Here is a 14,176-nt window from a genome sequence, read left to right on the forward strand (position 1 = left end):
ATCGGGACCGATTCCTAGCTCTCGCGCTGCTGAATCCAAACGAACCGTGAACTCGCGCTCGTGACTTGTGGGGGATGGCGTTCAGTGATGTTGCGCATGGCTTCGGCGCCGCGCTATCTTCGTTAAGAAGAAAGAAAGCCCACTCGAAATGGGCCGCACAATGAAGGACATCACCGATGCGCAATGGACTGTTCCACCACATCGTCGTGGCGGCTTCGCGCAACCACGACAAAACTCTCCCCCGATGCTACCGCGCGCCGAACATCGGTTGCGTACGAGACCGAATCGGCGCGGGCGCAAGCCTACGCCTATCGATCCTCACTTCGCATCAGATAGCGCGCCAGTCGATCGACTGATCGGCTAGTTCGCTTCGCCTCTGCTCCATCCCGATTCAGACCGCTAGGGCCTGACGGGCAGCTTTTGCCCCGGCAAAACCGAAGGAAACAACGTGCTCAATAGAGTCATCCACTGGTTCGAGCTCGAACCGGTCGGCGCCCTGCTGTCCTACGACCACGACGCCATGTGGCCGTTCGTGCAGGCAGGCGCACTGACCGATCCGAAGCGCACGCGGTATGCAGAGTGCCGCGTGTGCAAGGCGAGGGAATCCATACAGGTCTATACGTGGGGCGAGCATCTGGTGCGCTGCAAGCGATGCGCGGGTGAAGTCGAATTCGGGCTTGAGTTCACCTCGGTGAGCCCACGGCCCGCGTGGCTGGCCGATTCGCTGGCGCGCCAGATCGACGGATCGACGGAACCGGCGAATGAACTGATCGCGGGCCGCCTGTGGCGCTTGACTCGACGATTGAGCTCAAGCCCGAGCGTCTACCTGCTTCGCTCGTCACTCAGCTTGGATCCGTCTCCGATCATCGATGCCTTGAATGACGACTGCGAGAACGGTCGGCGCTTGGTCATCTCGACATCACTGTTCCGATCGATGCCGGTGGCTGCGCCAACCCTCACTTTCTTACCCCTGGATGAAGTCGCACATATGGAAATGGAAGGTATTCGCTTAGACACCCGAAACCTGCTGCCGCATCTGACGGATCAAATACCGCTGTGGTTCGAACTGTCGCCTCCACACAACCGACTGACGATCGGAAGCGAAACGCTCTCGCTTCGCCGGCGCCAACCGGAGTTCATGCGCCTGCTGAAGCTGGCCCACGCTTCAGGCGCAAAGACGGCGAGTTGGCGCGCGCTGCTCCAACGTGCCGGTTACAACGCCACCTATACCAGTCTGGCGCAGGTGTTCCCATCGTCTGTGTTCCGCTTCATCGATACGTCCAAAGACGACGTGTGGATCCGCAAGTCGGTCCTTCCCCTATCGCGCGCCGGTCCAGATCGGCAAAAGCAGAGCAATCGATGAGCATCGATACCCGCAATGAACGCAGCGCCGCGATGGCGCGTCTGCAAACGGTCGCCGAGATTCTCGCCACAGGACTGATTCGAATGCGGCGCGCGGCGACAGCTGCGGCGAAGGGCCCTGTGGACCTTGATAACGCGTCCGAAGAGAGGGTGTATGTCACCGACCTCAAACCACCACGGAGAGACCGTCGTGACATCCACTAATCCTACATCGCCGCACATCATCGCCCAGATCGAGTCGCTATACGACATGAAATGGATAGATCTCAAGAGCTTGTGGACTGAGCGATTCGGTAGCCCGCCCGGCGTCAACAATCGGCGGTATGTCGAGCGACGCTTGGCCCATCGAATACAGGAGGATGCGGCGCGCGAAGCCCAGTCCGTCGTTGTGGTCACCAACGAGGCGCGCGTTCGACACCTGCTCGCCACGGGAACGTTGAAGCCGCAGACCAAGAAGGGACTGCAGCCGGGCCAGGTGATCACCAAGAACTACCACGGCGTACTGCACACCGTTCGTGTCCTCGGCAAAGACCGCTTCGAACACAACGGAAAGCTGTACCTCAGTCTTTCGGCCATCGCCCGCGAAATCACCGGAACTCGCTGGTCCGGTCCGCTTTTCTTCGGCGTCAAGCCGACCAACGCTTCTAAGGATTCCTCCCGATGACCCCGCCCCTGACCATCGCCACCTACATTCGGACCTCCACTCACAGCAGCGAGGGCGTGGCCCAGCAGATCCGGCTCACCAATCGCTTTCTCCGAACCCAGTTGGGAGTCACGTCCAGCACGATCTACTGCGACGATGGCTATTCCGGTGTGTCGCTGGAACGCCCCTCCTTGCAGTCGCTGCTGGCCGACGTCAAAGCCGGGCGCGTGGACACCATCGTGGTCTCGGCGCACGACCGACTGACCCGTGTGCACACCCATCTGCTGAGCCTGCAGATGCATTTCGAGCAGGCGCGCGTGGCGCTGCTCGCGGCGACGCCTCTGCCGCGCGGCTATCTGGGCAACGTACGTCTTGCCGCATCCATCGCCAACCTTTTTGACGACGAACTCCCCCAGAGGAACTAGCCATGTCCACGCAGAGCAACCTTCGCGTCGCGGTGTACTGCCAGACCCTCGGGATGTCGCCTGACCTGATCACCGTCCAGCGCGTCACGATCTCCGAAGCACTACGGGACTGTTGCGACCTTCCGCCCGTCATCCGGGTGTACGCGGATGATGGCCGCTGCCCGAACACGCAGGTCCGAGAGCAGTTTCAGACCATGCTACTCGATGTCGATGCCGGACTAATCGACTGCATCGCAGTCATGGGACGCGAGCGCCTGGCGGACCGCGACGAGGACTATCGGACACTCAAACGCTTCCTCGATAACCGCGGTGTCGCCGTCCTGCTCTGCGAGCAGGCACCCGCGCAGTTTGTGAGGGTGCCATGACCCAGGCGAAACGGCAGCGCTGCGCGGTCTACACCCGTGTTTCAACCGACGAGGGATTATCCCAGGCCTACACGTCCATTGATGCCCAGCGCGACGCTGGCGAATCCTACATCGAAAGCCGGCGCAGCGAAGGCTGGGTTCAGGTCGGCGACTACTATGATGACGGCGGATTCTCCGGCGGCACCCTTGAACGACCGGCCATGCAGCGGTTGCTGGCCGACATCAAGCACGGCAAGGTCGATATCATCGTCGCTTACAAGCTGGACCGGCTCAGTCGCTCGCTGTTCGACTTCGCCGAGCTGGTCAAGCTGTTCGACACCCACAGCGTCACCTTCGTCTCGGTCACCCAGCACTTCAACACGACCGATGCGATGGGGCGAATGCTGCTCAATATCCTCCTGACGTTCGCCCAGTTCGAACGCGAATTGACCTCCGAGCGCATTCGGGACAAGTTCATTGCCAGCAAGCGCAAGGGGTTCTGGATGCACGGCATCCCGCCCCTGGGCTACGACGTGGAAGACCGCCGCCTGGTGATCAACGAGGAAGAAGCCAAGCGGGTGCGCTGGGCGTTCCGCCGCTTCATCGAAACCCGCTCGATACAGAAGGTGGCGGAGGATGCGAGGAAGCTTGGGCACAACAACAAGGTTTGGGTCAGCAAACAGGGGCGAAAAACTGGCGGGATGGTGCTCGGTAAGAGCGCGATACACAAGATTCTGCATACCCGGACCTATCTCGGTCTGTTGCAACACCGAGATATCGACTTCGAGAACACCCACCCACCGATCATCGATGTCGACGTTTGGCGCGAAGCCCACCTGATTCTCTCGGACAACTCGGTCGGACGAGGCAACATGACTCGGGCCTCCGTGCCGTTCTTGCTGAAGGGGCTGGTCTTCGCCCCGAACGGCCGGGCCTTGATTCCTTGGCACACGACCAAGAGCAATGGTCGGCTGTACCGCTATTACCAGACCAGAGAGACGATGGAACGCGGCCGACTGTCGGAATCGCCGCTGCCACGCCTGCCGGCTGCAGAACTGGAGGACATCGTGCTGCAACAACTGCGCTCGATCTTCAAGCGGCAGGATTTGTTGCAGGAAGTGGTCGCGGCCGCCATTGCCAAAGACCCCAGCTTAGACGAGGCGCGAGTCACCGTCGCGACCCGTCAGATTGACAGAATCTGGGACTCACTATTCCCCGAGGAGCAATCGCAGTTGGTGCGGCAACTCATCGAGCGCGTCGTCGTGAAGCCCGACGCCATTGAGATTCGGCTACTTGCGCTAGGCGACGTGCCGGTCGTCCAGGAGCTATCCAAGGAGGACGCATGAGTCCGCCGGTGATTCGTGTGGACGGAGATACCAGCGTCGTGCAAATCAGCAACGGCGATAGCGTGGTGCGGATTCCGATCCAGCTTCGACGCCGCTCGGGCAAGCGGCGGCTCCGACCCGCCAAGGTGCAATGTGCAGCGCTTTCATCGGAGCTCACCGCGCTGCAAGCAGCTCTGGCGCGCGGGTATCGATGGCGCGACATGCTCGACCATGGGGAAGTCGCCTCGACCAAGGACATCGCCGACAGCGGGAACATAGACCGGAGCTACGTGTCGCGAATGATCAACATGACGATGCTAACGCCCGAGATCATCGAGTCGATTTTGGACGACACCCTCCCCGACTTCACCCTGGCCGACATCGCTATCGCTCCGCCGGACCTGTGGGATGAACAACTGCGCAAGTTCCGATTGCGCAGAACATCGAACGGTTTGGTTCAAGACCCCTAATCGCTTACTCTCGAACAGCCACGATAAGAAGGATAAGACATGCCAAACATCGCAACTATATTCAAGGCCGAGGTAGCGCGCCTGACGCGCAAAGAACTCAAGCTTCAGGTCGAGCCCCTGCGCAAGCAATTGACCGAACAACGCAAGATCATTGCCGCGCTACGCGCCGACGTTGCAAAGCTCCAGAAAGGCGCCTCAAAGAGCCAAAAAGCGGTCTCAGTTCAACACATTGACGATGCGCCGGCGACGCGCGCACGGTTCTCGGCCAGCGGCTTGTTGAAGTTGCGCACTCGTCTGGGCCTATCGCGCGAAGCATTTGCACCGTTGCTTGGTGCAAGCCCTCAGGCACTCGTCAACTGGGAGACCGGCGTCAATCGCCCCCGTGCCGAGTTTATAGAGAAGTTGACAATTGTACGTGGCTTGAGCAAGCGAAAGGTTCAGGAGTTGCTTGAACAGCACGCGCCAAAGAACAACCCGAAGACCAATCGTAAAGCCACCGCTTCTAAGAGGCTGACAAAGAAGGTTTCGACGAAGCGAACTTCGCCTAAGAATTACGCGAAGAAAGCCCAAAAAAAGGCAGCGAATCCTGCCACCCCAGCTAGGCGCGGCCGCCCCGCGAAAGGGAGCGTTCAAACGCCGGCGACAGCGCAAGCCCAAACCACGTAAGCCGCCCACCCAACGCACAGAGTCCCGCCTACCGGCGGGACTTTTTCGCTTTCGATCACCAACAAACTTAACGTCGCGTAGGGACACCCCCAGCCCTAGAGTAAAGCCGAGCCGCGAAGCGGCTTCAGCAAAGTACTGCTGAAGGGTGTCTAAAGCAACTTGGGCGATTCAGTCCGAAACTGCGGTTGCGAGTCCGCCGAGTTCGTGAAGCTAGGCCCTCACCAAACCTAGCTCTCGCAATATTTTCCTGTAAGCCACCGATGCCAGATCTGCACCGAAGGACTGTTCGGTGTCGCTCGTCAGATCGATATACCTCGGCCGTTGCCCTTCCACGACAGTCAGGTCATCGGTTTGCACCTTTTGCGAGAAGGCATTGACCTCCGCATCCGAGCCGAGCCTCAACGAGTTATCGAATCGGATCGGGTAAAACCAGACGCACTGGTCCTCGCCTACGGGAGAGGCGCAGTTGAAGATGGTAAACAGCCCATCCGGGAAGTAGATGTCCAGAACGGCGATAAACGGCGTGTGGATTCGATAGGCGCGGCGCCAGATGAAATCCTCCGGCGACGAATGGCCGATTGGATAGTTCCCCAGCGAGCTGCTGTATTCAAAACTGAACCCCCCGTCTAACGGCTCGACCCTGTACGTCGGCATGACCTCGGCGGTGCAATCGTTGAATGTCGCCCGATGCACGAATGGCAGGTGTGAGATATCCATGAAGCCTTCGACTTGGCGCCCGGCGGATGCGTTGACGTTTACCGGCGGCGCCACCACCAGCCGCTGGATTTCGCTCTCGCGCCCTGGCCCCAGATCATAGAAAGCTCCTGCTCCGAGACTGGTCCACAGCAGCCCGTGAGATTCGACGGTCGGATAGGAGCACAGATCGAACCGCTTCAGGTTCTGCACCTGAGGGTGAGCCGGAATTCTGGAACAGGCCCCCAGATGGGCGAATTGCAGACCGTGATAAGGGCACTGCAACCCGGCTTCACTCACGGCTCCTGCGGAAAGCATTTCGCCCCGATGCGGGCAGCGGTCGTCCGCCACCACCACTTCGCCCTGAATTTTGTAGATCACCAGTGGCTTGCCGAGCAGCACGGCAGCCAGGGGCTTGCCTTCAGTCGTGGCGGCCTCGAGGTCCTGCAGTCTCGCAACCGGGTAGTAATGATCGGCGAGTTTCTCTGAGTAGCTCATAAGTCCTCCGATTGCAGATCGTCGATGGCATTGCCGCGCTCTTGGTCACGCCACCGTGCTGCCGCCGCCGACGCTTCGAAACTTTGGGAAGGGTTAATTTGGTTCGCGCACCGCGCGATATCCGGGCAGATAAGTCCCCCACCACGCCTGTAGTAACGACAAAACCACCATCAGCGCCATCGCACGCACTTCGCCGTAGCCCCCGCTTCCGCCGAGCCATCCGATGGTCGCGACCACCGCCACCGCGCCCAGCGCGCCGCTGACGCGCTGCACGATGTGGACCAACGTGGCCGCGCCGCCGATGTCCTTTCGATCCACCGCGGCATAAGCAGCCGTGGTGGCCGGGTTCGTCGTCCAGGCCGACCCGATGCCGCGGACGAACATGAGCGCCGCGGCGATGTCGGACGGCACGGCGATCAAGGCAAAGGGCGCCGTAGACACTGCCAGCATGGCGGCTCCAGCCAGGACGACGGGCCGGGGGCCGAAGCGGTCCACCAAGTTACCGGCGAGATACAGTGCGCAGGCCGTTCCTGATCCCATGAATACCAGCATCACGCCGATCTGCGAGTGGCTCATCTCGTGTCGTGCGTGGAAGTACAGCGGAAACAACAGCAGCCCCCCGAACACGTTAGCGCTGTTTGCCATGCCCAGCAGCGACGACGCGCAGAACTGGCGATTCCCCATCAGCTCAAGCGCCAGGAGCGAAGACCTGCTCGTACGTGCAACCGCGACGAACAGAGCCAGGAGCACGGCGCTGCCGCCGATGGCCAGCCAACCGTTCCCCGAAGTCTGGCGGGAGGTGATCTCCGCCGCGCCGTACAGGGCCAATGGCAGCCCGGTCACGATGAGGACCAGCTGCCCTAGAGGAAGCCTGAGCCCATGCTGGGCGATGCCCCCGGGCATCACCTTCGCGGCCCACATCGCAGCGATCGCCCCCAGCGGCACGTTGATCCAGAACAGCCACCGCCATGAGGCGACGTCGACCAACCAGCCGCCGATGCCCGGCCCGATCGCCGCGGCCAAGCTGATCAGGGTGCCGACGACTCCGAGGACGCGGCCCACCTGATCGCGCTCGACGCCTCCTATCAGGATGGCGTGCCCGGTCGGAAGCAGGATGCCGGCAGCCAGCCCTTGGACGATACGAGCGGCAATCAGCGTGTCGAGACTGGTCGCGAACGCGCAGCCGATCGACGCCCCAATGAAAGTCGCCAACGCGGCGCCCCAGACGCGCCCGTGCCCGAACCGGCCGCCGAACCACGTCGAGGTCGGCAGCGAAACGGCGATGGCAATGAGATAGCTGGAAATAATCCACTGCGCGTCTTCAAGCGGCGCATTGAGGTCGGCTTGCACGGAGATCAGGGCGAGACCGGCGAGGGTCGCGTCCAGCATCACCAGCATCCCGCCCATGCCGGAGACCAAACCGATGGACCACACGCGTCGCGGTATGCGGGTGGGACTCATGGCTCGGGTGTGCGCGAGATAATCCTTGCGGACGGCGAGCCGGCGGCCGCAGTGGTTGCCTCTGCCGTGGCTGGAAGATTGGCTTGGTGTTCGATGACCACCAACCACGCCAATGCCAGCACCAGAGCGAACGCGGCAGCGACGCCGGCCCAGCGCAATCGCGTTGGCACAATGCCGTGGTTGCGGTGGACCATTTCGATTACATGGCGCGAGGCCACGCTGACGGCCAGCACGATGACGATAGTGGCGAATGTATGGCCATTGGCCTTGATGGCGCTCCCCATGTGACTGGAAAGCATCAGGAAGACGACCGCAGGCAGGAGAAACGAGTGCTGGTTGCGTCGATCCCAGTATTGCTTCCTCATCGGGTCGGGCTGCTCGCCGCGCATCACCGCAGCCATCGCCGCACGCGTCGCCGGATAGAGATTGCCGAGTATGTTGATCGATACGGTCGTTCCGAGCATCGCGCCGATCTGGATCATCGCACCGTGCTGCGAGTACCGGTCCGCGTAGAACGACGTCCAGGCCAGAACATGCAAGGCGCAGGCAAAGTAGTAGAGGGTCGTGCGATGCAGCGGGATACGGTTGATCGCTTCATTAATCAGCGGAGCGCCTATCAGCCCGGCCAGCGACAGGGCGATTGCCGCGCGGGACGACAGCGACGCGTCGGCGGGGTCGAGCAGGTAGACCTGGGGCTGCCGGTAATAGATCAGACTGAAAAGTAGCAGGCCGGTACCGAACAGCCAACGAATCAGATTGAACGACAAGACTAGCCCTTCCAGATCGGTGGCCTTCGGTCGAGTGACCCTTTCGGTTTGCCAGAACCCGAGGCTATGGGTGTCCCAGACCTCAAGATCGGCCGACGAGTCGAGCACTGAGCGGGCTCTGATCGCCAGTCTGCGCAGCCACAGCACGAAGCCCATCCAAGCGATCGCGGCGATCACATGCAGCCAACGCACGATGTCGGTCATGAAATCGATCAAGGCATCCATCATCATGATCTACTCCGGATGATCTGCCAGCGTTCCATCCAGTGCGCCGTTGCCGTCCCACTTGGTTCGGCGTCGAGAGTTCGGTGGGGCTTCGCTGCGATTAGGAAGGCTGCTCATGCGGTGGCCAGCCCCATTTCTCGCAACAGGCGCCGGTAGTGAACGGATGCGAGATCCGCCGCGAAGGACGCTTCGCCGGACTTCAGCGGAAGATGGCGTGGCTGCTGGTTCTCCACCATCAGACGGTCTTCCGCGAAGATGCGCGCGTTGAAATCCTTGACCGCCTCGTCCGTGCCGAGCTCGAGGTCGAAACACACCGGAGAGAACAACACGGTGCGGTCGCTCGTCACCGGGCTGGCGCCGTTCAATATGTTCAGGCGCCCGTCGGGGAAGTGCACCGTCAGGTGAGCCAGATAGGGAAGGCGGACGTCGAAGCTACGACGCCAGACGAAGTCGTTCGCAGTCATTCCGCTGCCGACCGCGTAATTCGAGACCGTGCTGCAATAATCGAAACGCAACCGACCTTCGTCGACCTGGACCGAATATGCAGGCACGGCCGCATTGGTGGGATCGGCAAAGGTCGTGGAATGCACGTGCGCGAAATGCGCCACGTCGATGAAGCCCTCCACTTGCCGGCCCGCACTGGCGGCGATCGGCACCGGGTCCGGCGCCACCTGGCGAAATGCGGGGTCGTCCCAATCGGGGCTCAGCTCCGGAAACGGCGGAGGCGAGGCCCCAAGACAGGTCCAGACCAGCCCGCAACGCTCCACCGCGGGATAAGTTGAGAGCTGGAACTGCCGGGATGGCGTCAGGTGTGGATGCGCCGGTATGTGAGTGCAGCGCCCCTCCTGCCCAAAGGCAAGGCCGTGGTAGGGGCAGATCAACATGCCCTCCCGATGCTGCCCCAGGCTGAGGCGGGTGCCACGGTGCGGGCAACGATCGGCGGCCACCACTATCTGCTGGCGAGCCCGGTACAGCACGAGATCGTTCTCCAACAGCGACGCACAGACAGCGCGATCGTGCACGTCCTCGCTACGCGCTATCGGATACCAATACGGCAGCAGCTCAGTGTGCATGGTCAGTCGCCCATTGAGTCACTGCTTTGCGTTCATCCGGCTGCATGTCCGTGGCGTTGCCAGGCGGCATGCGCTCGCTCTGCACGACAGTGGCGATCAGGCCCGCATATAAAGGCAGGGTTTCGGAAGTGAAGACGATCCCACGCGGAGGCGAGGCCATGCCAGGGAAGCTGGGTTGCACGGCATGGCAAACCGCGCAGCGACGTTGAACGATCTCGTCGGCGCGCAATAAAACACTGCCGCTGGCTACTGAGTTCGCGATCGAAGTCGGACTTGAGTGCTTGGCCGGCTGCGCTGATGCATCTGCCGCAGCAGATGCATCAGCGTGAGCGGCGACCTGTTCGGTTGGAAGCTCCGGCAAGGCCATCCAGGTCATTCCCAGCCCGAGTACCAAGATAGCAGCCATGGACACCCAGCGCTGTTGGGTCGGCATGACCCCACCATTTCGGTGGGTGGCATTGAAAACCCATCGAGCCCCCACGCTCAAAGCCACTACGGAGGCAATGGTCAGGAACGGGTAGCCGTTAGCGCGGACCAGACTTCCCATGTGGCTGGAAAGCATCAGGAAGACCACGGCGAAAGTGATGTGGGCGTGTAAACCCCTTCGATCCCAGAGCAGCCGATCGATGGGGTCTGGCTGCTCGCCTTTCAGCACCGCGTCGTAGGCTTTGCGCATCCTCGGATAGAGCCACCAGATGACGTTGGACGCGATCACTACGCCCAGCATCGCGCCGATTTGGATCATGGCGCCGTGCTGGGAGAACAGATTCGCGTACAGCCACACCCAGCCGAGGAGGTGAGTGATGGTCGCGGCCATGTACAAGGTTTTGTGCTGCAGTGGTATGCGGTTGACGAGCTCGTTGAGGAGGGGCGCGCATATCAGGCCGAGGGCCGAAATTTCGATCGCATCGCGGGCAGACAGCCTCGCGATACTTGGGTCGACCAAATACGCCAGAGGTTGGCGGTAGTAGATCAGGCCGAAAAGCACGACGCCGGTACCGATCAGCCAGCGAATCTGATTGAACGACCAAACTAGCCCGTCCAGCTCCGCTGCGGTAGGTGCTGAGACTTTCGAGCTCCGCCAGAACGACAGGCTGTGCGTGTCCCAGACCTCCAGTTCGGCCCGCTGATCAAGGAGCGGTTTCGCCCGCAGCGTCAGGCGTCTTACCCACATGCCGCCGCCCAGCCATGCGAACGCAGCGAGGACATGCAGCCACCGGGTCATATCGGATGCCAAGTCCAGCAATGTCCCTATCATTGCTAAGTCTCCTGATGCATTACGCGATCGCCACAAACTCGCTGCGCGTGTCCCAATCCTTGTGAGGGCGGCACATCGTTTAAACCGCCGGCTTGTTACCAACCATGTGGCTGGCAAACGGACCCACTGAGCCGTGGCGCCATAGAGCCCCCTTCGGGACGCCTGATCAAGCGGCATTAACGTGGCCTGCGTGTACTCGTGAATTTGGTACACGGCCTTCACGCCGGGCCGCAGTGCGATAGTTTCTTCTCCTCGAAAAAAATGTGCGTGTTCGAGCCGCTCGCAGCAGCTGCGCCGATGATGTCCATTCTCCCTTCGTTCGTTCCCTTGCCAGTCCGCGCTACGGATGCGGCCTGTAAGGCAACGCTATCAGATACGCCGTGGCCCACTTCTGTGCGCAAATCCTCACAACGTCGGATGCTCACTCTTACTCACTCGCGCACGGCCTCGTGGAGCTGATCCGTTATTCCATAGACCGAGTAACGTTCACCAAGCTTGGCTTGGCCGGCAACTACACCATTAACGACGATGGCGTAATGACGTCAGGACGCACCAGGTTGACCGCTTCGATCAGCCCACATTGGCGGGTAACAGCGTGGTCCGCCGCCGCCCAGAAGATCGGCAGCCAGCCGCGCGAGAACACACGAGCCAACTGTGATCGCACCACTCCGTGTTCGGCATGCTCGGCACGCAATTGCCTCAATGCTTTGCAACTCAGGAAGAAGATGCCGTCGTCGCGGAACGTGCCCCTCTCATGAGGACAACGCTCGAGGACGATGTCCTCGGCCATGAGATTTCGCCAATCGATCACGTATTGGCAAAAATCTGGATACTCCAATAACGCGGAAAAGCGACAGTCGCTCGTATACCAGCAGTCCCGCAACAGGCTCGAAACCTTGTCCAGGTTGTAGGCGTGAGCTTCGCTGAGACTCATTCCATTGGGGCGATCGCGGCCGCCATGAGACAGCAGTGTTTTCAACCTGGCTGAGGCATCCGGATCCAACCCGAGTTGCAAGGCCAAGCGCTCGATGCACGCACTGCGCCCTACGCTGTCGAAGTACAAGGCGTGTACTTCGGCTGGCGAAAATGGGTGATAGCTGACATGAATACCCATAAAGCGTCCTGTCCTTAGACTGTCCGGCCACGCGGATCGAACACAGGCTGGTTGCTCTTTAGCCGTCGACTTCCCGTATCTCAGCGCCACCCAGGTTTGCAATGATGTCGATGGTCCGCAGCATCGAGCCCTTGTCGGGATAGGACTCCCCGTGGGCCATTGGCTCTCCGTTTCCGCCGACCAGTCGCCAGCGCCACTGCCCATCGGTCGCAGATCCGGCCAAGAAAGCGTTAGACAATGAGCGCTGCCCGCCCACCCTCCTGCCTTCCCGATACACCTCGAAGCGCGGTTTGCCAGCCATGATGGTTCCCCCACGTTTTACCAGGAGAACGGCGCTCGGCGCGTCCTACGGCCAACGGCCAACGGCCACCAAGCCTAGCTGCGGCACAAGACTATGCGCATCCAGGTTCTTACGTGACCGAGGGCATAGAAACCTTGCTGTCCGAGACCATGCGTGGCCCGCGGATGATGTTGCGTACAACACAACGACTCGTCTGGCGGACACCGAGCCGCGAAGCGGCTTCGGCTTGAATGAATTGTTAGTTCGTAACATGCGTGGGCACGGGAGTAATATGCTCATGAGAGAATAGAACTGTAATAAAGCTTGCTGAAATGTATCTCTCAATGTGGCGCGCAAGGTCGTAAGGGAGGCTGAAGTAACGGTGGATCCAGTCTAGGTCGCTGTTGATAGTCGTGTTTGCCGTTTTAGTCCCTGGATGCACTTGCGCACCATTAACAGACAGGCTGATCTTGTGATGCACGAGCGCATTTCTCTGACTGTTTAGGCGCTTTAGCGTTTCATATAGAGCGCCGTCCTTCTGTAAGCAGTAGCCTGGCTCAAAAGACTTGGGGCCGTTAAGCCACTTTTCCATGAAGTCCGCCCGCTCATGAATATAAAAAAGGTCGCTTAAGTCTTTATTAGCCAAGCCAACGGCAAGCAAAGCATTGATCTGAGATTCACACAGTGCATGGGACAAGAAGGCAACTATTACGTACTCAGACATAACAGGATCACGGAGTGCGAGAAATCGCTGGACGTCGGGTGGCAAGTAACGCTGTGATAAAACCGATAAGCGCGTTGCTGCCAACTCATCGGAAATGCTTGGGTCGTTCTTTCGAAGCTCTGCAACTGATTGAATGCACTCTTGCTCGTACTCTTGAACATTCTTTGGTTTATAAGCGGCAACTGTTTTCCTCAGATCAACGAAGTGGTGCCAACGAGACTTTAGCGCTTTATCGAGAGAGGAAAATGCGCCAGCTATTTCGCTTGAACTGATCGGTGGCATTGATATTTATCTGCAGTCTGAGTAAATCGTCCAGGGTTTCTCGTAGACAGCTCACAGCCATATCGGCCCAGCTTGCTGTTCCGACAAGGATCCGAGCCATGTGGCTGCTCCTACGTCAACTTTCAGGATAGTTGGACTTACCACCCTAGCCATCCGGGGCTCGTGTAGGACGGCTATCGACATGGATTCTTGACAGGTTGATGGTATAGCCAGACCCTTGGCTGCATGAAATTTGACGTCAAAAACTGAGCCTGCCGGAACTGAATTCCCTTCTGATCGCGTCGCCCCCGTCGCCTTAGTACGTCGGCAAGTGATCGCACTCGCCGCTAAATACGACTATACGATCAACGAATTTATGGCGGTCAGACGCTACCTGAGGCGGCCGGCAAAAAGCGTGCGTCACGCCGAAAGATGGGCAAGGTTGCTGCCAAGTACCGCGACCCAGAGAACCTACGCAACACATTGTCAGGACGGGGGCGGATGCCGCGATGGCTGGCCAAGAAGACGAGTACCACCGGAGCGCCACCGACTTCCTGATACCCGGCTTGGCAAGACCGATCGCGCGC

At 60.1% G+C, this 14,176-nt stretch carries 16 protein-coding genes; 9 read left to right on the top strand and 7 right to left on the bottom strand.

Annotation, left to right across the window (positions count from 1 at the left end):
* The first annotated feature begins 448 nt into the window (after positions 1-448).
* The 8 genes from J7J50_RS06275 to J7J50_RS06310 are packed head-to-tail and all read left to right on the top strand — an operon-like array spanning position 449 to position 5,235.
* On the top strand, positions 449-1,363 hold the full coding sequence (locus tag J7J50_RS06275) for a hypothetical protein (RefSeq protein ID WP_215056157.1): 915 nt from the start codon (positions 449-451) through the stop codon (positions 1,361-1,363).
* Positions 1,360-1,566: a hypothetical protein gene (locus tag J7J50_RS06280; protein ID WP_215056156.1), complete on the top strand. Its 207-nt coding sequence runs from the start codon at positions 1,360-1,362 to the stop codon at positions 1,564-1,566. Before J7J50_RS06275 ends, J7J50_RS06280 begins: the two co-directional genes overlap by 4 nt.
* Positions 1,553-2,026, top strand: a complete 474-nt coding sequence (locus tag J7J50_RS06285; RefSeq protein ID WP_215056155.1) for a DUF2924 domain-containing protein — start codon at positions 1,553-1,555, stop codon at positions 2,024-2,026. The genes J7J50_RS06280 and J7J50_RS06285 overlap by 14 nt, the downstream gene beginning before the upstream one ends.
* Positions 2,023-2,430: a recombinase family protein gene (locus J7J50_RS06290; RefSeq protein ID WP_215056154.1), complete on the top strand. Its 408-nt coding sequence runs from the start codon at positions 2,023-2,025 to the stop codon at positions 2,428-2,430. The genes J7J50_RS06285 and J7J50_RS06290 overlap by 4 nt, the downstream gene beginning before the upstream one ends.
* A 2-nt stretch (positions 2,431-2,432) precedes the next feature.
* Complete coding sequence (locus J7J50_RS06295) at positions 2,433-2,795, top strand: recombinase family protein (protein ID WP_215056153.1); 363 nt, start codon at positions 2,433-2,435, stop codon at positions 2,793-2,795.
* On the top strand, positions 2,792-4,120 hold the full coding sequence (locus J7J50_RS06300) for a recombinase family protein (RefSeq protein WP_215056152.1): 1,329 nt from the start codon (positions 2,792-2,794) through the stop codon (positions 4,118-4,120). The genes J7J50_RS06295 and J7J50_RS06300 overlap by 4 nt, the downstream gene beginning before the upstream one ends.
* Positions 4,117-4,569 carry a LacI family transcriptional regulator gene (locus J7J50_RS06305; protein WP_215056151.1) on the top strand — a complete coding sequence of 151 codons (453 nt, stop codon included), beginning with the start codon at positions 4,117-4,119 and terminating at the stop codon, positions 4,567-4,569. The genes J7J50_RS06300 and J7J50_RS06305 overlap by 4 nt, the downstream gene beginning before the upstream one ends.
* Positions 4,570-4,608: 39 nt before the next feature.
* On the top strand, positions 4,609-5,235 hold the full coding sequence (locus tag J7J50_RS06310; RefSeq protein WP_215056150.1) for a helix-turn-helix transcriptional regulator: 627 nt from the start codon (positions 4,609-4,611) through the stop codon (positions 5,233-5,235).
* Positions 5,236-5,445: 210 nt separating this feature from the next.
* Here the strand turns inward: J7J50_RS06310 and J7J50_RS06315 are convergent, their stop codons facing one another.
* The 7 genes from J7J50_RS06315 to J7J50_RS06350 all read right to left on the bottom strand — a co-directional run bounded on the left by J7J50_RS06315 (position 5,446) and on the right by J7J50_RS06350 (position 13,610).
* The gene (locus J7J50_RS06315) at positions 5,446-6,426 is read right to left on the bottom strand and encodes a Rieske 2Fe-2S domain-containing protein (RefSeq protein WP_215056149.1); all 981 of its coding nucleotides are present in this window, start codon (positions 6,424-6,426) and stop codon (positions 5,446-5,448) included.
* Between the two features lie 93 nt (positions 6,427-6,519).
* Complete coding sequence (locus tag J7J50_RS06320; protein WP_215056148.1) at positions 6,520-7,824, bottom strand: MFS transporter; 1,305 nt, start codon at positions 7,822-7,824, stop codon at positions 6,520-6,522.
* A gap of 59 nt (positions 7,825-7,883) precedes the next feature.
* Complete coding sequence (locus J7J50_RS06325) at positions 7,884-8,885, bottom strand: urate hydroxylase PuuD (RefSeq protein ID WP_215056147.1); 1,002 nt, start codon at positions 8,883-8,885, stop codon at positions 7,884-7,886.
* A gap of 107 nt (positions 8,886-8,992) precedes the next feature.
* A complete protein-coding gene (locus J7J50_RS06330; RefSeq protein ID WP_215056146.1) occupies positions 8,993-9,952 on the bottom strand; it encodes an aromatic ring-hydroxylating dioxygenase subunit alpha in 960 nt (319 codons plus the stop codon).
* Entirely contained in the window at positions 9,942-11,387 is a 1,446-nt protein-coding gene (locus J7J50_RS06335) for a urate hydroxylase PuuD (RefSeq protein WP_343222443.1), read from the bottom strand. The genes J7J50_RS06330 and J7J50_RS06335 overlap by 11 nt, the downstream gene beginning before the upstream one ends.
* A 334-nt stretch (positions 11,388-11,721) precedes the next feature.
* Positions 11,722-12,324, bottom strand: a complete 603-nt coding sequence (locus tag J7J50_RS06340) for a hypothetical protein (RefSeq protein ID WP_215056144.1) — start codon at positions 12,322-12,324, stop codon at positions 11,722-11,724.
* 539 nt (positions 12,325-12,863) lie between these two features.
* Positions 12,864-13,610 (bottom strand): hypothetical protein, encoded by a 747-nt coding sequence (locus tag J7J50_RS06350; RefSeq protein WP_215056142.1) that lies wholly within the window; start codon positions 13,608-13,610, stop codon positions 12,864-12,866.
* 411 nt (positions 13,611-14,021) lie between these two features.
* Between J7J50_RS06350 and J7J50_RS24710 the strand changes: the two genes are divergently transcribed.
* Complete coding sequence (locus J7J50_RS24710) at positions 14,022-14,147, top strand: H-NS histone family protein (protein ID WP_251044695.1); 126 nt, start codon at positions 14,022-14,024, stop codon at positions 14,145-14,147.
* Positions 14,148-14,176 lie beyond the last annotated feature (29 nt).

Origin of the sequence: Lysobacter sp. ISL-50 (genome assembly GCF_018612875.1) — a bacterium.
In the GTDB taxonomy this organism is placed as follows: Bacteria; Pseudomonadota; Gammaproteobacteria; order Xanthomonadales; family Xanthomonadaceae; genus Lysobacter.